Genomic DNA, 17,307 nt, shown 5'->3' on the forward strand with positions numbered 1-17,307 from the left:
ATTCGCGCTCGACCACCTCAGCCACGACGGCGCGGTCGTCTACCGCAATCCCTTCCCAGGGATACGCCTGTCCGACGAGGAGATCTCGATCGCGACGTTGCTCGCGGGGATGACCGCCTGGCGCCAAGGCGACGGAAAGCCGCCGTACCCACTCGCCGAAGCTTGCCAGGACCACCTGATCGGTCTCGCCATCGGAGAGTCCGCCAGAACCGGGCAGCCCGTCGTCGTCGGTCCCGAGCCCTGGTCCGCCAGCATCTAAGAGCTGGGGATCGCGGCTTCGACCAAAGCGGCGGCAATAGTGCGGGCGGTGTTGTCGGCCGCCAAGTCGTTGTCGAGCCAGGCGCTGATGCCCGAACCGTCGTACAGCAGGACCAGTTGCTGAGCGAGCAGCTTGGGATCCTTCGCGCCGGCCTCGATCGCGAGATCCAGGAACAGGGCATGGACCCACTCGCGATAATGCTGTGAGGTCTCCTCGACCGCGGGGATGTTCGGTCCGTCCGCGTTGGCGCTGATGAACGCGCAACCGCGGAAGCCGGGGTCGGTGAACGACAGCCCCTGGACCTCGAAGACGCCGACCAGCCTTTCCTTGGCCGTCGCGTAGCGGGACTCGAGTTCCGCCGTCATTCGCTCGCTGGTCGCGTCGTGCCGAGCCTGCAGGTAGGCCCGGATCAGGCCTTCCTTGTTGCCGAACGCGCTGTAGAGCGTGGCCTTGGCGACCCCGGCGTGCTCGATCACCCGATCGATGCCGACCGCCTGGATGCCCTCGGCGTAGAACAACTCGTTCGCCGCCGCGAGCAGTCGGGCCTTCGCCGCGGCGCTGCGCTCCTTGGGGGACGGCGCCTTCCCGGTCGGGGCCTCTGATGGTGACTTGGCAGACATGTGTTGACTTTAGCAGACCGGTCTGTCTAGCATCGAGAAACACACAGACCGATCTGTCTGGCAAATAGAGGAGCAAGCATGGCAGAGACCGCGCTCGTCACCGGCGCCACCTCTGGAATCGGCCGGGCGATCGCGCTCAGGCTCGGCGTGGCCGGATTCGACCTGGTCGTCCACGGCCGGGATGCCGCTCGTGGTGCCGACATCGTCGAGGCGATCACGCGGGCGGGTGGCACCGCTCGTTTCGCCGCGGCCGACCTGACCGACGCCGAGGACGTGCAGCGGCTCGCGGCCGAGGTCGGTGACGTGGACGTGCTGGTCAACAACGGCGGGTTCGCGCTCTTCGGTCCGACCGCGGAGATCACGGCTGACCGCTTCGACTCGCTGTTCGCCGCGAACGTGCGAGCGCCGTACCTCCTGGTCGGGGCGTTCGCGCCGGGGATGGCGGCTCGCAGTACCGGGAGCATCGTCAACATCGGCAGCATGGTCGGCGAGGTCGGCTTGCCCGGTGGTGCCGCGTACGGCGGGACCAAGGGGGCGCTGTCGTCGATGACACGAGCCTGGGCCGCCGAGTTCAGCCCGCAGAACGTCCGGGTCAATCTCGTCGCCCCAGGCCCGGTCTACACCGCGGCCTCGCAGCCCGATCGCACCAACTACCTCGGCAGCACCACCGCGATGGATCGCGCCGCCGAGCCCGCCGAGATCGCCGAGGTCGTCGCCTTCCTCGTCTCGCCCGCCGCGAGCTACATCACCGGCGCCACCGTCCCAGTCGACGGCGGCCGCACCGCAATCTGAAATGGAGAGAAACCACATGAGTACGAGTTCTGTCATCGGTCTGAGCATCGATACTGCTGATGCCGGCAAGCTGGCGGCGTTCTGGGCCGAGGTGCTCGGATCGACCGTCAGCGACGGTGCGACGGTCGAGTCGGCCGCCGTCGACGGCACGCCCCGGCTGGCCTTTCATCAGGTTCCGGAAGCCAAGCAGGTGAAGAACAGGCTGCATCTCGACCTGCTGAGCAAGGAATTCGACGCGGAGATCGAGCGGCTGCTCGGACTCGGCGCCAGCCAGGTCAACGAAGTACGGCAGGGCGGCGCGCACTGGATCACCCTGGCCGACCCGGAGGGCAACGAGTTCGACCTGGTCGAGGGCTGACGCGCCAGGCTTCGTGGCCAACCTGACACCGGTACTGGCATTGTGGGCTCATGAAGGGTCTGATGCAGGACTACCAGTTGTCCCTGGACACGATCTTCCGCCGGGCCGAGGAGTTCTACCCGGATAAAACGGTCTACACCGGAGGACCAGCGCCCACCACCACGACGTACGCCGAATGGGCGGCGCGGACCAGACGCCTCGGTGGGGTGCTCGACACCCTCGGCATCACCGCGGACGGGCGGGTCGGCACCTTCGCCTGGAACTCCGGCCGGCATCTCGAGCTGTACTTCGCGGCGCCGTGCACCGGGCGGGTCCTGCATACGCTCAACATCAGGTTGTTCCCGGACCAGGTCGTCTACATCGCGAACCATGCCGAGGACGAGGTCGTTTTCGTCGACCGCTCGTTGCTCGGGCTGTTCCTGCCGTTGCTGGAGCGACTTCCGCTGGTCCGGCATGTCGTCGTGATGGACGACCTGCCGGCCGGCGCCCCGGGGGTCGAAGTACCGGATGACCCGCGGTTCCACGACTACGAGGAGCTCCTGGCCGCGGCCGAGCCGGTCGAGTTCCACGTCGAGGACGAGAACCAGGCTGCCGCGATGTGCTACACGAGCGGTACTACGGGCAATCCCAAGGGCGTCGTCTATTCGCATAGGTCCACCTGGTTGCACTCGATCGGCGTGCTCACCAACGCCGGGATCGGCCTGGACGAGACCGACACGGTGCTGCCGGTGGTCCCGATGTTCCACGCGAACGCCTGGGGTCTCGCGCACGCGGCTCCGATGGCTGGAGCGAGCCTGGTATTCCCCGGGCCGGACATGTCTCCGCAGGGGATTCTCAAGCTCCTGCAGGAACAAGACGTCACCCTTGCAGCTGGTGTTCCGACGATCTGGCAGGGCCTGTTGCCGTTGCTGGACGGTGTGCAGCTGCCCAAGCTCCGGCGGATCCCGTGTGGTGGTTCCGCAGTACCGCTGGCTCTTTCCGAGGCTTTCCGGGCAAAACTGCGCAAGCCGATCCTGCAGGCGTGGGGGATGACGGAGACCAGTCCTGTCGCGACGGCGTCACATGTCCCTGCCCGGTACGCCGATCTGCCCGAAGACGAGAAGGCCAAACTCCGGGCCAGGCAGGGACTGCCCTTGCCAGGTGTGGAAGTGCGGATCGTCGAGCCCGGTTCGATCGAGCCGCTGCCGTGGAACGACGAGGCCACGGGTGAGCTGCAGGTGCGTGGTCCGTGGATCGCGGCCGAGTACTACCGCCCGGACGAAGGTGTCGAGCTGAACACCGAGGACGGCTGGATGAAGACGGGTGACGTGGCGGCGATCGACGCGTTCGGATCCGTGCGGCTGGTCGACCGGACGAAGGACCTGGTGAAGTCCGGTGGCGAGTGGATCAGTTCGGTGGAACTGGAGAACCTGCTGATGGCGCATCCGGCGGTCAAGGAGGCCGCCGTGATCGGAGTACCGCATCCCAAGTGGGACGAGCGGCCGCTGGCGTGCGTAGTACTGCAGGAAGGGGCGACTGTCACCGCTGAGGAGATCCTGGCGTACCTGGAGCCGCTGGTCGCGAAGTGGTGGCTGCCGGACGCGGTGGAGTTCATCGACGAGGTCCCGAAGACGTCCGTGGGCAAGTTCTCGAAGAAGGATCTGCGGTCGCGGTTCGCTGACTATCACTTGGGCTGATGTGGCACAGCCACCTGAGCTGATAGGGCACAGCCACCTGGGCTGATGTGGCACGGACCGGAATCCTCGGTAGGGTGCCGTCGCATGCGAGGCATCATCCTGGCCGGCGGTTCCGGCACGCGACTGCATCCACTCACCATGGCTGCCAGCAAGCAACTGCTGCCGGTGTACGACAAGCCGATGATCTACTACCCGCTGTCCACGCTGATGCTGGCGAACATCCGCGAGGTGCTCGTCATCACCACGCCGGACGACGCGGCGCAGTTCCGGCGGCTGCTGGGTGACGGTTCGCAGTTCGGGATGGAGATCTCGTACGCCGTCCAGCCGAGCCCCGACGGACTCGCCCAGGCGTTCCTGATCGGGGAATCGTTCATCGGGTCGGAACCGGTCGCGCTGGCGCTGGGCGACAACATCTTCTACGGGCCGGGCCTCGGGGTGCACCTGCAGACCTTCAACGAGGTCGACGGCGGGGTCGTGTTCGCCTACCGGGTCGCCGACCCCACGGCGTACGGGGTGGTCGAGTTCGACACCGACGGGCGTGCGCTGAGCATCGAGGAGAAGCCGAAGGAGCCGAAGAGCAACTACGCGGTGCCGGGGCTGTACTTCTACTCCAGCGATGTGATCGAGATCGCCAAGGAGATCAAACCGTCCGCCCGTGGCGAGCTGGAGATCTCCTCGGTGAACGAGGTCTATCTGAACGCCAAGCGGCTCCAGGTCGAGGTGCTGCCGCGCGGTACGGCGTGGCTGGACACCGGCACGTTCGATTCGCTGATGGCGGCGGGGGAGTTCGTGCGGGCGGTGGAGATGAGGCAGGGCCAGAAGATCGGCTGTCCGGAGGAGATCGCCTGGCGTCGCGGCTTCATCGACGACGCCGGTCTGCAGAAGCGGGCGGATTCCCTGGCCAAGTCCGGCTACGGCAACTACCTGGTCGGCCTGCTCGAGGAAGCCCAGGGCCTCACCTGATCCCAGGCCCGCGCGTGAGCGTAGTTGTGGGCTGGGCAGGATTTGTCGGCGCTCGGCGCTAGGGTTGCCGTCGTGGAAGCCCCCCTTGCGTTGTACCGACGGTATCGCCCGGAGACGTTCTCCGAGGTGATCGGGCAGGACCATGTCACCGCCCCGCTGCGGAACGCGCTGAGCAACAACCGGGTGAACCACGCCTATCTGTTCTCCGGGCCGCGCGGTTGCGGCAAGACCACCAGCGCCCGGATCCTGGCCCGCGCGATCAACTGCGAGAAGGGCCCGATCGCCGAGCCCTGCGGCGTCTGCCAGTCCTGCACGGACCTGGCCCGCGGCGGCCCCGGCAGCATCGACGTGATCGAGATCGACGCGGCCTCGCACGGTGGTGTCGACGATGCGCGCGACCTGCGCGAACGCGCCTTCTTCTCGCCGGTGCAGAGCCGCTACAAGATCTACATCATCGACGAGGCGCACATGGTCAGCCCGGCGGGCTTCAACGCCTTGCTGAAGGTCGTCGAGGAGCCTCCCGAGCACCTCAAGTTCATCTTCGCGACCACCGAGCCCGACAAGGTGATCGGGACGATCCGGTCCCGGACGCATCACTACCCGTTCCGGCTGGTTCCGCCCAAGGTGCTTGGCGACTACATGGCGATGCTCTGCCAGGCCGAGGGCGTCACCATCGCGCCGGCCGCACTGCCGCTGGTCGTCCGTGCTGGCGCGGGTTCTGTGCGTGATTCGCTGAGCGTGCTCGACCAGCTGATCGGTGGGGCAGGGCCGGACGGCGTCACGTACGAGCTGACGGTTTCGCTGCTCGGCTTCACACCAGACTCGCTGCTGGACGCGTGTGTGGACGGGTTCGCGGCGCACGACAGCCGGGCCGTGTTCGAGACGATCGAGAAGGTCATCGAGACGGGTCAGGACCCGAAGCGGTTCGCGGAGGACCTGCTTCGGCGGCTCCGCGACCTGGTGATCCTGTCGGCGGTGCCGAATGCCGTGGCGTCCGGGCTGATCGAGGCCGCCGAGGACCAGGGCGAGCGCCTCCAGACCCAGGCAGCCGGGATTGGCGCGGCTGAGCTGACTCGTGCGGCAGACATCGTCGCGGCCGGCTTGCTGGAGATGCGCGGAGCCACGGCCCCACGACTCCAACTCGAACTGATCTGCGCAAAAGTCCTCCTCCCAGGCGCGGACGACTCCACCAACGGCATCCAAGCCCGCCTAGACCGAATGGAACGCCGCCTAACCATCGGCGCCCCAGCCGTCGGCACGACCAGTTCGTCGGCAGCCAGTACTGCGAGCCCGCCGGCAGCCGTGGCCCCGCCGACCCAGGCGGCCCCGGCTCCTCGACCCTCCGTACCCCCGGCCAACTCGGCGGCCCCAACCTCGTCCGCTCCAGGCGCCTCCGCTCCGGCGCCCACGCCCGCTCCGGGCGACTCCGGCCCGGCTTCCACAGCCGACCCGGTTGGAGCCGGGCCCTCGTCCGCTGCGGCAGCACCTGCCTCGGCGGCGCCGGGCAGTGCTCGCGGCGGGCGCGATTCGGCTGGCGCCTCATCCCCCACCGAGCAGGGCGGGCGGACCGGTGCATGGCCGGACGAATCGGCATCTCCGCAACCCGCCTCGTCTGCTCCTGCGGCTTCTGTTGCGCCTGCCGCTCCTGCGACGGTGCCGGCTAGTGCGCCAGCTGGGGTTCCGGCGTCTTCGGGGGCGGTGGGGTTGGGGGATGTGCGGCGGTTGTGGCCGGAGATTCTCGAAGCGGTGAAGGCCAAGCGGCGGTTCGCGTGGATCATGCTCAGCCAGAACGCCCAGGTGATCGCGATCGACGAGCAGATCCTGACGCTGGGTCTGGTGAACGCCGGCGCCCGCGAAAGCTTCGCCCGCTCCGGCAGCGACGAGATCCTGCGCCAGGCCATGGTCGACACGATCGGCCTCGACCGTCGGGTCGAAGCAGTCGTCGATCCCTCCACGGACCCCAGTGCCGCAGCCCCGCCGGCACCGAGCACTCCGTCGAGCTCCTCCTGGGACCAGTCCGCCCCGGCGACCATGCCGTCCGCAGGTGCTACCCAGCAGAGCACTCAGAACAACCCGGTCAACGCACCGAACTCCCAGGCCAACGCATCGACCCAGCCCGGCACCTCAGCGCCCGCTGGCTCCTCCCCGCCTCCCGCCCACAACGGCGACGGCGGCCCTGCCGGCTCCACCCCACCCGGCGCACCTGGCCCCAATTCGCACAGCAGCAACGCGGCCGGCACTGCGACCACCCCAGGTGCCACTGCGAACCACCCGATCAGCACCGCGAACCACCCGGGCGGTGGTGCGGTCGCCGTACAGGAGGCTCCGGCTCGCTCTGAATCGTCGGTGGGTGGGGCGATTGTCGTCGACCAAGGACCCCCGCTGCAGGCAGGCCAGCAGGCTGGCGGCCCTCCCGCGCCAACCGCCACGCCGGACACCCAGACAGCGGAACGGCAGGAACAGGTCGCCAGCAAACGACGAGCTGCCGAGGCCGCCGTAGCCGCTGAACAAGCCAGCCGAGCAGCCGCGGCTCCAGTGAACGAGGCCCCGCTCACCCCCGAGCAAGAAGCCGAGGCCATCGGCGAGGACGACGTCGTCCTGGAAGAGGACTCCCGCAGTCACACCGACCTCCTCCGCGACACCCTCGGCGCCCAGATCATCACCGAAGAGCCGAACTAACCCCCGACCCCAGCTGCTGGTTGGGGTTCGTCCACAAGCGTGGAGGGGCTGGCTGTGGTTCTGGACAAGCCGGGATGACGCCTCGGCGGACAGGGAATGTCCACAGGTTGTGGATAAACCTGTCCACAACCTGTGGAGAAGGCTTGGGAGACTCATCGGTTTCCACCCGGGCGGTCCCTGCCCCTGGGGTTGCCCGGCAAACCGGCTAGGCTCGGGGCAAGCGAAGGCAGTCGGGACGGGAGATCGCGGTGTTCGACGGTGGCGGTGCGCAGGGTGCTGGGGGCGGTTTCGACATGTCCGACCTGCTCGCGCAGGCGCAGGCGATGCAGAACCAACTGATGGAAGCGCAGGCCAACCTGGAGAACCAGGAGGTCGAGGGCAGCGCCGGCGGTGGTCTGGTGACCGCGCTGGTCTCCGGTACCGGTGAGCTGCTCAGCCTGACCATCAACCCGCAGGCGGTCGACCCCGACGACACCGAGACGCTGGCCGATCTGATCGTGGCCGCGGTCCGGGACGCCTCGGAGAACGCCAAGGAGGTCGCGGCCCGCGCGATGGGCCCGCTGGCCGGCGGACTCGGCGGCGCGCTGCCAGGACTCGGCATCGGCAATGGCAGCGACAGCGAGCCCGAAGGCGGCTCGAGTTCGGACGGCAACGGCCCGCGGATCGGGTTCACGCAACCTGGTGGCACGACCGGTTTGCCCGGTCAGAACCCGGGCTGACGTGTACGAAGGGGCCGTCCAGGACCTCATCGACGAGCTAGGCCGGCTCCCCGGCGTCGGTCCGAAGTCCGCGCAACGGATCGCTTTCCACCTGCTGTCCGCCGACGAGACCGATGTCCGCCGGCTGGCCCACGTGCTGGTGCAGGTGAAGGAGAAGGTCAAGTTCTGCGAGATCTGCGGCAACGTGTCGGAGGAGACGCTATGCCGGATCTGTCGCGATCCGCGCCGCGACCTGGCCCTGATCTGCGTGGTCGAGGAGGCCAAGGACGTGGTCGCGATCGAGCGGACCCGCGAGTTCCGCGGCCGCTACCACGTGCTCGGCGGGGCGATCTCGCCGATCGAGGGGATCGGGCCGGACGAGCTGCGGATCCGCGAACTGATGCAGCGGCTGGCCAGTGGTGACGTGACGGAGATCATCCTGGCCACCGATCCGAACCTCGAGGGTGAGGCGACAGCGACGTACCTGAGCCGGTTGCTCCGGCCCATGGGGTTGCGCGTCACTCGTTTGGCTAGTGGACTTCCAGTAGGCGGTGATCTCGAGTACGCCGACGAGGTCACACTCGGACGGGCGTTTGAAGGGCGACGATCGATCGATGACTGAATCAACCGATAGTCCAGTGGATATCGCGGAGCGCGCGTTGGCGACGGATGCGGAGGACCTCACCGACTTCGCTGAACAGATCGCCGATCAGGTGCAGAGCTTCCTGATCTCCGTGCGGGACATCGCCGCGCAACCCGACGAGGACGGCGTGGACGAGGGGCTCGCCTCGCTGCCGTACCTGCTGCTCGAGGTGAGCCAGTTGCTGCTCGCCGGCGGCCGGCTCGGCGCGTTCGAGGACTTCGTGCCAGAGGAGCGGTTCGAGAGCGACGCGGGCCCGGACCCGGACCTCGACGCGATGCGGGACCGGCTGGCGGTGCTGTTCGAGGGACTGGACGAGTACGCCGAGGTCTTCGACCCGTACGCCGCGCCGCCGGAGATCACCGTCAACCGGCTCTCCGACGACCTGACGGCGATCGCGACGGACCTCGTGCACGGCCTTGCCCACTACGAGGAGGGCCGGGTCGTCGAGGCGTTGTGGTGGTGGCAGTTCTCCTACGTGTCCACCTGGGGCGCGGCGGCGAGCGCAGTATTGCGGGCCATCCAGTCGCTGATCGCACACGACCGGCTCGAGCCGGCCCACGATCCCGAGACCGAGGCATCCGACCGCGAACTGGTCGAGGTCGCCGAGGAAGTCGTCCAGCGCCGCTGACCCCTGTGGATACTCGGCGCCACGGCGGGCCGGATTCCGCTTGAATAGAGCGGTGTCTGTTTACGAGGTGATTCAGCGGCTGCCGGAGATCGACAAGGTGCGGAGGACCAGTCGCGCCCTGGCGATGCTGGACGCCGTGGTGAGCCCGGACCCGCAGTACCGGTACTTCAGTTTCGACTCGCGGTGGTCGCCCACGGACGAGACGGCCCTGATGAAGAGCGGGACCGGTGACGGGTACTCGATCGTGTTCTCACCCGACGGCGCGATCGCCCAGGGCTTCGATCACGAGTCGCCGATGTCGCCCTGGAACCCGGGTGCACAAGGGACCTGGCCCGGTCTGTTCATCGGCGTGCCCGACGTCCTGGCCCCAGCCCTCGACGAGCCCGCCTTCCTCGGGCCGGACGGCGACCGAGAGGTGACGGTCTGCTTCTGGCGCCAGTACGCCGACTCGTCGTGGCAATGCGGTCCCGTCGAGCACGCCGAGAAGGACGGCGCCGACTGGCTGTTCGAGCTACTGGCCGACGGCAGTCCCGCGGCCTACGCGAGCTTCGCCGAGGCGTACTTCGAGGTCCAACTCGATCTCGACGCTGTCCATCACGTCTACGCGCAGCTCCCGCTGACCGAGGAAGTCATCCGCGTCCTCAACCCTGAGCTCAACCCAGCCGCCCTCAAAGACGACATAGCCGAGATCGGCTACCCCCGCGACTGACCCAGCAAGCTGAGAACCCTTGACTAATGGGGCTTCTCAGAACATCCCGTTCCGGTTGGCGGACTCGTCGGGGATCGGTTGCATCACATCCCAGTGCTCGACGATCTTGCCGTTCTGAAGTCTGAAGAAGTCGACGATCGCCGTACCGGGTTGGCCCGGGATGCGGATTCCGTGGACGTGCGCGACCACGTAGTCGTCCTGCGCGACGATCCGTTTCACCTCTGCTCGCAGGTTGGGGAAGGACTCCCGCAGTTCGTCGAGAAAGCTGCGGAACCCCTCGATCCCGTCGGCGATCCGCGGGTTGTGTTGCGTGTAGGTGGGGCCGATCAACTTGCGAGCGGCTTCGAAGTCGCGTTGGTTCAGTCCGACCTCGTAGAAGTCCAGGACGGTCTGCTTGTTCGTTGCCAGTACTGCGGCGGAAGACATCATGAACTCCTAAGTTAACGACTGTAGTGCTACGACTGTAGCCTCACGCCCGTTCGACTACAATCGGGTCTGTGAACACGACCACCGCCCAGCCGCGTGGCCGCAATCCCCGCGGCCAGGGAGAGAAGTTGCGCGAGGAGGTGGTCGCGGCCGCCATCCGGATGCTCGAGGAGTTGGCTGACGACCAGGCGCTGTCGCTGCGTGCGGTGGCGCGCGAGATCGGGATCGCAACGACGTCGATCTACATCCACTTCGCCGATCGGGACGCCCTCGTCCTCGCCTCGTTGCAGCGCGCTCACAGCGACCTGATGGACTCGGTCCAGCGCGCCGCGGAGGAAGTGGCCGACCCGGTGGCCAAGTTGCGTGCGCGGACGCTCGTCCTCGGCGACTGGGCTTATCGGCACCCGGGCCTGTACAAGGTGCTGCACGAGAGCACGCTCAATCAGCGGGTCGACATGTCGTTCAAGATGGTCCTCGGTCAGCAGACCACTGCGGCTGTCCGACTCTGCATGGACGACGGACTCGTCCCGGCGGGGGATGCGGCCGAGACCTCGCTCGATCTCCGGGCCGCAGTTCACGGGGCAGTGTCGATGCGAGTCAACGAGCCAGACCTCCCCTGGCCGCCCCTGGAGGAACAGGTCGACCGCTTCCTGATCAAGCTGGTCGGCGTCAGCCCATCCGCCCTACAGCAGGCTTCCGCCTGAGGTGTCGAGCCAGTGGCCGGTGATCCAGCGGCTGTCTTCGGAGGCGAGGAAGGCGACCGCGTCGGCGACGTCCTCGGGGGTGCCGATGCGGCCCATCGACGACAGCGAGGCGACCCAGTTGAGCGCTGCTCCGACCAGGCGGCCCTCGTGGATCTCGGTGTCGATGACGCCCGGTGAGACTGTGTTGACGGTGATGCCCCGCGGCGCGAGTTCCTTGGCCAGGACGATGGCGAGGGAGTCCACGGCCCCCTTCGACATCGCGTAAATGCTGGTGTTCGGCATCGCCTGGCCGCGGCTCAGCATGCTCGACAGGTTGATGATCCGGCCGCCGTCGCGGAGCCGGGCCAGGCCGAGTTGGGTGACGAAGTGCAGGGCCTTGGCGTTAAGCGCGAAGACGCGATCGAAGTTCTCCCGGGTCGCCTTCGCGAGGACCGCCTGGTTCCCGGTGGTGCCGGCGTTGTTGACCAGGATGTCCAGGCCGTCCGCCTGCGCATCGAAGGCCGCCCAAAGTGCTTCGGCGTCCCCCTCGACCCCGAGCTCGGCCTGCAGGCTGAACGCCTCCCCGCCGGCCGCCTCGATCGCGGCCACCGTCTCCTTCGCGGCGTCGGCATTGCTGCCGTAGTGCACGGCGACGCGCGCGCCGTCGCGGCCGAGTCGCAGTGCGATCGCCCGGCCGATCCCCCTGCTGCCACCCGTCACGAGTGCGGTCTTGCTGGTCGTCATTGCCACTCCAACCCCTGGGTTCGATGAGCCGCGGCCATTTCAGGTACGGCGTACTCGAAATAGAGCGTACTCATTCAGGTACGGTGTACGCAAGAACGGCCGAAGGGGAGTGTGGTGGCGGACGACGAGCGGATCAGCATCTGGCTGCGCCCGGAGCGAGCGGATCGGTCCGGACCTGGACGCCGGCCCGGCTACAGCCGGGCGCAGGTGACGGCGACCGCGGTCGAACTCGCCGATTCCGACGGGCTGGAAGCGCTGACGATGCGGCGGATCGCGGCGGAGCTGGGTACGGGTGCGATGTCGCTGTACCGGTACGTGCCGAAGCGCGACGATCTGTTCGATCTGATGGTCGACGCCGCGCTGGCCGAGGTGGTTCTTCCCGCGAAACCGGCCGGCGATTGGCGGGCCGACCTCGCGCTGGTTGCCCGTCAGTTCCGCGTGGTCGGCTTGAAGCATCCGTGGCTGGTCGCCCTGATCACGACCCGACCTACGCTAGGCCCCGAGTTGCTGCGGGTGTACGAGTTCAGCCTGGGTGCGCTGGACGGGCTCGGTCTGGAGATCGATGAGCTGATCAGCTTAACGGGCATGCTGAACGACTACGTGTACGGCGCGATCCGGACCGAGATCGGCTGGCTCGAGTCCGCCCGCCGGACCGGGCTGGACGCCGAACAATGGAGGTCCGAGTACCTCGGCCCCTACGTCCAGCAGGTCATCGAGACCGGTAATCATCCGCTGTTCAACCGGACCGTGCTGGAGTCCAAGCTGTCGCACCTGCCGCCGGAGGAACGGTTCGAGTACGGCCTGGACCGCGTCCTGAACGGTATCGCCGCCAGCCTCCCCAAGCGCTAGTCCGGGAGCATCGGAACGGTCAGACCCTGGTCGCGTCCAAGAAGATTGCCTCGGGTGACGGCGTTGGTGCCGAAGCGGTCGCGCACGTGGTCCAGGGCGGCGTCGAGCTCGTCGTTGCTGGCCTTGTCGAACGGCAAGGCCAGTTGCACAGTCGACTCGTTCTCCAGGTTGCCCACCGAGATCCCGACCATGGTGATGCCCTGCTTCTCGATCATCGGTCCCGCGGCCGACAGCAACGACCGCGCGGTCACTAGGATCGCCCGCGTCTGACCAGTTGCCTGAGGCAACGTATGGGACCGGGTCGCCCGGCTGAAGTCGTCGAACCGCAGCCGCAACGTGACGGTCCGCCCTGCCCGCCCCGCCGACCGCATCCGCCGCGTCACCCGGTCCACCAGTCCTGCCAGTGCTGCGTCCAGGGCCTCGGCAGACTTGGGAGCTCGCCGACCGAGAGCGCGTTGTGAACCGATCGATCGACGCCGTCGCCCGACCTCGATCGGCCGGGGATCCCGGTTGTGCGCGAGCGCATGCAGATGTCGTCCCGACGCCCGGCCGAGCATCGCGATCAGCGCCGCCTCCGGCAGGATCGCGACATCCCCGACGGTCGTCAGTCCGCGGTTGCGCAACTTCTCCGCGGTCACCTCGCCGACACCCCAGAGTCGCTCGACCGCCAACGGATGAAGGAACTCCAGCTCCCGATCAGGCGGCACCAGTAGCAGTCCGTCCGGCTTGGCGACCCCACTCGCCACCTTCGCCAGGAACTTCGTCCGGGCCACGCCGACCGTGATCGGCAGTCCCACCTTCGCCAGTACTTCGATCCGAAGACGCCGGGCGATGTCGACCGGCGTACCGGCGATCTTGCGCAGGCCGCCGACGTCGAGGAAGGCCTCGTCGATCGACAGCCCCTCCACCAGCGGAGTGGTGTCGCCGAACACCTCGAAGACGGCCTTGCTGGCCTCGGAGTACGCCGACATCCGGGGCGGCACGATGATCGCCTGCGGGCACCGGCGGAGCGCCTGGCCGCCGTTCATCGCCGTGCGCACGCCGTACGCCTTCGCCTCGTAGCTACAGGCAAGCACCACCCCGCCCCCGACGATCACCGGCCGGCCGCGCAGGCGTGGATCGTCCCGCTGCTCGACCGACGCGTAGAACGCATCCAGGTCGGCATGCAGGATATTCGCCCCATCGCCCGACACGAACATATGTTCGCATAATCCGCAGGCGCGTGCCTAGAGATGAACCGCCCTGTGGATAGGGAGAAATCCCGAGGCGCGTTGTCGGCGCGACAGGACAGAATGCTCGGTATGGACCTGTCGGCATACCGTGCGCTCTGGCGGACCAAAGGAGTGGCATCGCTGCTGGCGTCGGCGGTGATCGCCCGCCTGCCGGTGATTGCGACGATGGTGCCCGTGTCGTTCCTGGCCAAGGATGCCGCGGGCAACTTCGGCTGGGCCGGCGTCGTCGCGGGCGCCTATTCGGTCGGTACGGCGATCGGCGGGCCGATCTGGTCCCGCCTGGCGGACCGGTGGGGTGGCAAATGGGTCGTGATCTGGACCGGGATGGGCTGGAGTGTGGCGATGACCGTGCTCGCCCTGCTCCCGGTCGAGATGTACCGGGCGATGCCGGTCGCGTCCGCGATCGCCGGCGCCCTGGTCTCACCGGTCACCTCGACCATGAGGGCGGCCTGGCCGAGGCTGGTCCAGGGGTCGCGGCTCCGGGCCGTCTACGCGCTCGATGCGACAGCGCAGGAGGTGCTGTTCGCGATCGGTCCGATGCTGGGCGCGGTGATGGTCAGCTTCGCCAGCCCGCGCGCCGGAGTACTGGCGGCTGCTGCTGTTGGGGCGGTGTCGATCTGGTGGTTCGGGCTGCAACAGCAGCCGGTGATGAAGCATGACGAGAACGCGGTGCGACTGACCGCGCCACAGTTGCTCTGGCACCGGCACCGACTGCCGCTGATTCTCGCTTTCGGCTTGTGCGTCACGTCTTTCGCGTCGGTCTCGCTCGGCGTCGTGGCGTTCGCCGACGAGCAGGGGAATCGCCTGATCGCAGGCGTCCTGGAGTCGGTCTGGGCGATCGGCAGCCTGGCCGGCGGGCTGATCGTGGGTGCCCTGCCAGGCCGGCGGAACTCCTACGTCTGGCGGCGGACCATGCTCGTCGCAGTCGGCATGTTGACCTGCGTCTTCGCCACCTGGTCAACGGTCTCCCTGGCGGTCGCCCTGTTGCTGGCCGGCTGCGTGCTGGCGCCGACAGTCGGTGCCCTGTACGAGCGGCTGGGCGCCCTGACGCCGGACTCGGTCCGGACCGAGGTCTTCGGCTGGATGGTCAGCGGCGCGATGGTCGGCGGGGCCGTGGGATCGTCGGTCGCCGGGCTGGTCGTGGAGGCGTTCGGCGTGCCCTACGTCTTCTTGATGGCAGCCGGGCTAGGACTCCTCGCCGCACTGTCCCTGCTGCACGTGCCACCGCACCGCCCCGCCGACGACATCGTCACCGACGAGGCGGTCGCGCTCGCCTGAGCCGTGCATGCCCTTCAGGCGGGCCGGTAGACGGAGTGCAGTACGCCGGTCGCGAAGGTGCTGTTGGACACGAGTTCCAGCGGCTGGGTCTCGCCCTCGTCGAACAGCCGAACCCCGTGCCCGACCGCGATCGGGTGGACCAGCAGATGCAGTTCGTCCAGCAGCTTCGTCCGCAGCAGCGACCGGACGAGGGTGACGCTGCCGACGGTGTTCAGGTTCTTGCCCGACCCCTTCTTCAGGGCGGTCAGCTCCTCGATCGGGTCACCTTGGAGCAGGGTCGAGTTCTGCCACTCGTCGACGCTGTCGAGCGTGCTCGAGACGACCAGCTTGTCCGTGCCGTTCATCTGCGCGGCCATCTCGACGTCGTCGCCCTGGTGCGGCCAGAACCCGGCGAACATCTGGTAGGTGTTCCGCCCCAGCAGCATGGTGTCCGACTCCATCGACAGGGACCCGACCACGGCACCCATCTCGTCGTTGAAGTACGGGAAGTGCCAGGTCTCCGGTGCCTCGACGACGCCGTCGAGCGAGATGAACAGTGAAGCGACGATCTTCCTCATGATGGTGCTCCTCATCGGTGGTGGCCTGCTTGCCTTTCACCGACGCGTCGACCGGCCGGGACTCCGATCGACATCACGCTCGACAAAATCTCTCAGGAGCCGGCCGCGGCCTGCCAGAGCGGCTTCAGGTGTTCTTGCGCGTCGGTCCACGAGACGATCGCCGGGTCCCGGTCGGCGAGGTACTCGGTCAGCCGGTTGAGGAAGTCCTCCCAGCCGAAGCCGTAGTCCACCGCCGTCGCCTCGGCGACCAGTGAGTGCGTCAGGGTCAGCATCGTGGAGTCGCCCGCCGGCTCGAGCAGCAGCTCGACCCGGGAGTCGGGCTCGCCGGGCCAGCTCCACGCTGCCACCAGCCGCTGCGGTTCCTCGCAGGTCTCGATCTGCAGTTCCGCGATGTCGGCGTCAGGTGGGCTCATCATCAGGCGCACGGTGCCGCCGACGACACGATCGCCAGAGACCTCCCCGAGCCAGCGGACGACCCGGTCGGGCCGGGTCCAGGCGGACCACAGTTCGCCTGGCGTCGCGTCGTACGGGCGTCGGACCTGCACGGTACGACGCTCGCCGGAGCGGGTGATCGTCCGCTCGGTGGGTCCGAAGAGGGTGGTCAGGTCAGGCATCGTCGTTCTCCTTCCGGGCGGCGCGGCGGCCGCGGCGTAGTTCGGTGTCGAGGGCGTCCAGGCGGTTGGTCCAGAACTTGCGGTAGCGGTCCAGCCAGGCGTCGATCTCCTGCAGCGGGCCGGTGTCGACCGCGTACAGCCGGCGGGTCCCTTCGACGGTGACGGTCGCGAACCCGTTGTCGCGGAGCACCCGCAGATGCTGGGAGACGGCCGGCTGGCTGATTCCGAACTCGGCGCCGATGGTGCTCGCGATGCTGCCGGCCGGCAGCTCGCCCTCGGCGAGCAACTCCAGGATCCGGCGCCGGACCGGATCGCCGAGAATGTCGAAAGCGTGCATGCGACACAGTATTTCAGTGAAGACTTATATAAGCAAGTGGTCTGCGTCACCGCGTGGCGTGGCCGGAAGGTCTGCGGCCGGATCAGGGCGGGACGGGGGAACCTTGCGGCGCCGCAGCGCACCGCCGGAAGAGCCGACCAGGTGATGGTCGGGCCGCAGACAACCGGCGCTACACGGCTAGAATGACCCGGAACGATTACGCCTGGTGCAACGCCGCACGGCGTACCGCCACCAGTGTTGCTGCTGGGGAACCAAGCTTTGAGGAGACACAGCTGTGGGACGCGTCGTGCACAAGTACGGCGGTTCTTCGGTCGCTGACGCCGAGAGCATCAAGCGTGTGGCCCAACGGATCGTCGCGACGAAGAAGGCCGGGAACGACGTCGTCGTGGTCATCTCCGCGATGGGGGACACCACCGACGAACTGATGGACCTGGCCAAGCAGGTCTCCCCGTTGCCGCCTCCGCGCGAGCTGGACATGCTGCTCACCTCGGGTGAGCGGATCTCCGCCGCGCTGCTGGCGATGGCGATCGCGAACCTCGGGTACGAGGCGCGCTCCTTCACC

20 protein-coding genes and 1 pseudogene are annotated in these 17,307 nt (G+C 67.8%); 14 read left to right on the forward strand and 7 right to left on the reverse strand.

Going from position 1 to position 17,307, the window contains the following annotated elements:
- A partial coding sequence (locus VFG33_RS30730) for a hypothetical protein (protein ID WP_325056488.1) occupies positions 1–259 on the forward strand: 259 nt, incomplete at its 5' end.
- Here VFG33_RS30730 and VFG33_RS30735 read toward each other — a convergent pair.
- Positions 256–879, reverse strand: a complete 624-nt coding sequence (locus VFG33_RS30735) for a TetR/AcrR family transcriptional regulator (protein WP_325056489.1) — start codon at positions 877–879, stop codon at positions 256–258. The two genes, VFG33_RS30730 and VFG33_RS30735, sit on opposite strands and share 4 nt — an antisense overlap.
- A gap of 78 nt (positions 880–957) precedes the next feature.
- On the opposite strand from VFG33_RS30735, the gene VFG33_RS30740 reads away from it, so the two are divergent.
- The 9 genes and pseudogenes from VFG33_RS30740 to VFG33_RS30780 all read left to right on the forward strand — a co-directional run bounded on the left by VFG33_RS30740 (position 958) and on the right by VFG33_RS30780 (position 10,025).
- Positions 958–1,671: an SDR family NAD(P)-dependent oxidoreductase gene (locus VFG33_RS30740; protein WP_325056490.1), complete on the forward strand. Its 714-nt coding sequence runs from the start codon at positions 958–960 to the stop codon at positions 1,669–1,671.
- A 16-nt stretch (positions 1,672–1,687) separates the two neighbouring features.
- Positions 1,688–2,029 carry a VOC family protein gene (locus VFG33_RS30745; RefSeq protein ID WP_325056491.1) on the forward strand — a complete coding sequence of 114 codons (342 nt, stop codon included), beginning with the start codon at positions 1,688–1,690 and terminating at the stop codon, positions 2,027–2,029.
- A 50-nt stretch (positions 2,030–2,079) separates the two neighbouring features.
- Positions 2,080–3,705 (forward strand): long-chain fatty acid--CoA ligase, encoded by a 1,626-nt coding sequence (locus VFG33_RS30750; RefSeq protein WP_325056492.1) that lies wholly within the window; start codon positions 2,080–2,082, stop codon positions 3,703–3,705.
- 84 nt (positions 3,706–3,789) lie between these two features.
- Positions 3,790–4,668: a glucose-1-phosphate thymidylyltransferase RfbA gene (gene rfbA, locus VFG33_RS30755; RefSeq protein WP_325056493.1), complete on the forward strand. Its 879-nt coding sequence runs from the start codon at positions 3,790–3,792 to the stop codon at positions 4,666–4,668.
- Between the two features lie 72 nt (positions 4,669–4,740).
- Positions 4,741–7,347 carry a DNA polymerase III subunit gamma and tau gene (locus VFG33_RS30760; protein ID WP_325056494.1) on the forward strand — a complete coding sequence of 869 codons (2,607 nt, stop codon included), beginning with the start codon at positions 4,741–4,743 and terminating at the stop codon, positions 7,345–7,347.
- A gap of 293 nt (positions 7,348–7,640) precedes the next feature.
- A pseudogene (locus VFG33_RS41325) lies at positions 7,641–7,910 on the forward strand (YbaB/EbfC family nucleoid-associated protein); the annotation flags it as partial.
- A gap of 157 nt (positions 7,911–8,067) precedes the next feature.
- Entirely contained in the window at positions 8,068–8,667 is a 600-nt protein-coding gene (gene recR / locus VFG33_RS30770) for a recombination mediator RecR (RefSeq protein WP_325056496.1), read from the forward strand.
- Entirely contained in the window at positions 8,660–9,316 is a 657-nt protein-coding gene (locus tag VFG33_RS30775; protein ID WP_325056497.1) for a DUF5063 domain-containing protein, read from the forward strand. Before recR ends, VFG33_RS30775 begins: the two co-directional genes overlap by 8 nt.
- 52 nt (positions 9,317–9,368) lie before the next feature.
- On the forward strand, positions 9,369–10,025 hold the full coding sequence (locus tag VFG33_RS30780) for a hypothetical protein (protein WP_325056498.1): 657 nt from the start codon (positions 9,369–9,371) through the stop codon (positions 10,023–10,025).
- A 36-nt stretch (positions 10,026–10,061) separates the two neighbouring features.
- Here the strand turns inward: VFG33_RS30780 and VFG33_RS30785 are convergent, their stop codons facing one another.
- Positions 10,062–10,454 carry a nuclear transport factor 2 family protein gene (locus tag VFG33_RS30785; RefSeq protein ID WP_325056499.1) on the reverse strand — a complete coding sequence of 131 codons (393 nt, stop codon included), beginning with the start codon at positions 10,452–10,454 and terminating at the stop codon, positions 10,062–10,064.
- A gap of 68 nt (positions 10,455–10,522) precedes the next feature.
- On the opposite strand from VFG33_RS30785, the gene VFG33_RS30790 reads away from it, so the two are divergent.
- Positions 10,523–11,155: a TetR/AcrR family transcriptional regulator gene (locus VFG33_RS30790; RefSeq protein WP_325056500.1), complete on the forward strand. Its 633-nt coding sequence runs from the start codon at positions 10,523–10,525 to the stop codon at positions 11,153–11,155.
- Here VFG33_RS30790 and VFG33_RS30795 read toward each other — a convergent pair.
- On the reverse strand, positions 11,135–11,878 hold the full coding sequence (locus tag VFG33_RS30795; protein WP_325056501.1) for an SDR family NAD(P)-dependent oxidoreductase: 744 nt from the start codon (positions 11,876–11,878) through the stop codon (positions 11,135–11,137). The two genes, VFG33_RS30790 and VFG33_RS30795, sit on opposite strands and share 21 nt — an antisense overlap.
- 114 nt (positions 11,879–11,992) lie before the next feature.
- Between VFG33_RS30795 and VFG33_RS30800 the strand changes: the two genes are divergently transcribed.
- Entirely contained in the window at positions 11,993–12,727 is a 735-nt protein-coding gene (locus tag VFG33_RS30800; protein WP_325056502.1) for a TetR/AcrR family transcriptional regulator, read from the forward strand.
- On the opposite strand, the gene dinB is transcribed toward VFG33_RS30800, so the two are convergent.
- Positions 12,724–13,926: a DNA polymerase IV gene (dinB, locus tag VFG33_RS30805; protein WP_325056503.1), complete on the reverse strand. Its 1,203-nt coding sequence runs from the start codon at positions 13,924–13,926 to the stop codon at positions 12,724–12,726. The genes VFG33_RS30800 and dinB overlap by 4 nt on opposite strands.
- Positions 13,927–14,028: 102 nt before the next feature.
- On the opposite strand from dinB, the gene VFG33_RS30810 reads away from it, so the two are divergent.
- Entirely contained in the window at positions 14,029–15,237 is a 1,209-nt protein-coding gene (locus tag VFG33_RS30810; protein WP_325056504.1) for an MFS transporter, read from the forward strand.
- Between the two features lie 14 nt (positions 15,238–15,251).
- Here the strand turns inward: VFG33_RS30810 and VFG33_RS30815 are convergent, their stop codons facing one another.
- The 3 genes from VFG33_RS30815 to VFG33_RS30825 form a co-directional block, all read right to left on the reverse strand.
- Entirely contained in the window at positions 15,252–15,794 is a 543-nt protein-coding gene (locus VFG33_RS30815) for a dihydrofolate reductase family protein (protein ID WP_325056505.1), read from the reverse strand.
- Between the two features lie 92 nt (positions 15,795–15,886).
- On the reverse strand, positions 15,887–16,408 hold the full coding sequence (locus VFG33_RS30820) for an SRPBCC domain-containing protein (protein ID WP_325056506.1): 522 nt from the start codon (positions 16,406–16,408) through the stop codon (positions 15,887–15,889).
- Entirely contained in the window at positions 16,401–16,745 is a 345-nt protein-coding gene (locus VFG33_RS30825) for an ArsR/SmtB family transcription factor (RefSeq protein WP_325056507.1), read from the reverse strand. Before VFG33_RS30825 ends, VFG33_RS30820 begins: the two co-directional genes overlap by 8 nt.
- Before the next feature lie 274 nt (positions 16,746–17,019).
- On the opposite strand from VFG33_RS30825, the gene VFG33_RS30830 reads away from it, so the two are divergent.
- Positions 17,020–17,307: amino acid kinase family protein (locus VFG33_RS30830; protein WP_524538157.1), on the forward strand; the 288-nt coding region annotated here is incomplete at its 3' end.

The sequence above is a fragment of the Kribbella sp. genome, from assembly GCF_035687465.1.
In the GTDB taxonomy this organism is placed as follows: Bacteria; Actinomycetota; Actinomycetes; order Propionibacteriales; family Kribbellaceae; genus Kribbella.

Bases quoted from the DNA above. Each gene is read 5' to 3' on its own strand.
- VFG33_RS30740 (WP_325056490.1), top strand. From the start codon at position 958: ATGGCAGAGACCGCGCTCGTCACCGGCGCCACCTCTGGAATCGGCCGG.
- VFG33_RS30750 (WP_325056492.1), top strand. From the start codon at position 2,080: ATGAAGGGTCTGATGCAGGACTACCAGTTGTCCCTGGACACGATCTTC.
- rfbA (WP_325056493.1), top strand. From the start codon at position 3,790: ATGCGAGGCATCATCCTGGCCGGCGGTTCCGGCACGCGACTGCATCCA.
- VFG33_RS30820 (WP_325056506.1), bottom strand. From the start codon at position 16,408: ATGCCTGACCTGACCACCCTCTTCGGACCCACCGAGCGGACGATCACC.
- VFG33_RS30745 (WP_325056491.1), top strand. From the start codon at position 1,688: ATGAGTACGAGTTCTGTCATCGGTCTGAGCATCGATACTGCTGATGCC.
- VFG33_RS30775 (WP_325056497.1), top strand. From the start codon at position 8,660: ATGACTGAATCAACCGATAGTCCAGTGGATATCGCGGAGCGCGCGTTG.
- VFG33_RS30735 (WP_325056489.1), bottom strand. From the start codon at position 879: ATGTCTGCCAAGTCACCATCAGAGGCCCCGACCGGGAAGGCGCCGTCC.
- VFG33_RS30825 (WP_325056507.1), bottom strand. From the start codon at position 16,745: ATGCACGCTTTCGACATTCTCGGCGATCCGGTCCGGCGCCGGATCCTG.
- VFG33_RS30795 (WP_325056501.1), bottom strand. From the start codon at position 11,878: ATGACGACCAGCAAGACCGCACTCGTGACGGGTGGCAGCAGGGGGATC.
- dinB (WP_325056503.1), bottom strand. From the start codon at position 13,926: ATGTTCGTGTCGGGCGATGGGGCGAATATCCTGCATGCCGACCTGGAT.
- VFG33_RS30810 (WP_325056504.1), top strand. From the start codon at position 14,029: ATGGACCTGTCGGCATACCGTGCGCTCTGGCGGACCAAAGGAGTGGCA.
- VFG33_RS30815 (WP_325056505.1), bottom strand. From the start codon at position 15,794: ATGAGGAAGATCGTCGCTTCACTGTTCATCTCGCTCGACGGCGTCGTC.
- VFG33_RS30785 (WP_325056499.1), bottom strand. From the start codon at position 10,454: ATGATGTCTTCCGCCGCAGTACTGGCAACGAACAAGCAGACCGTCCTG.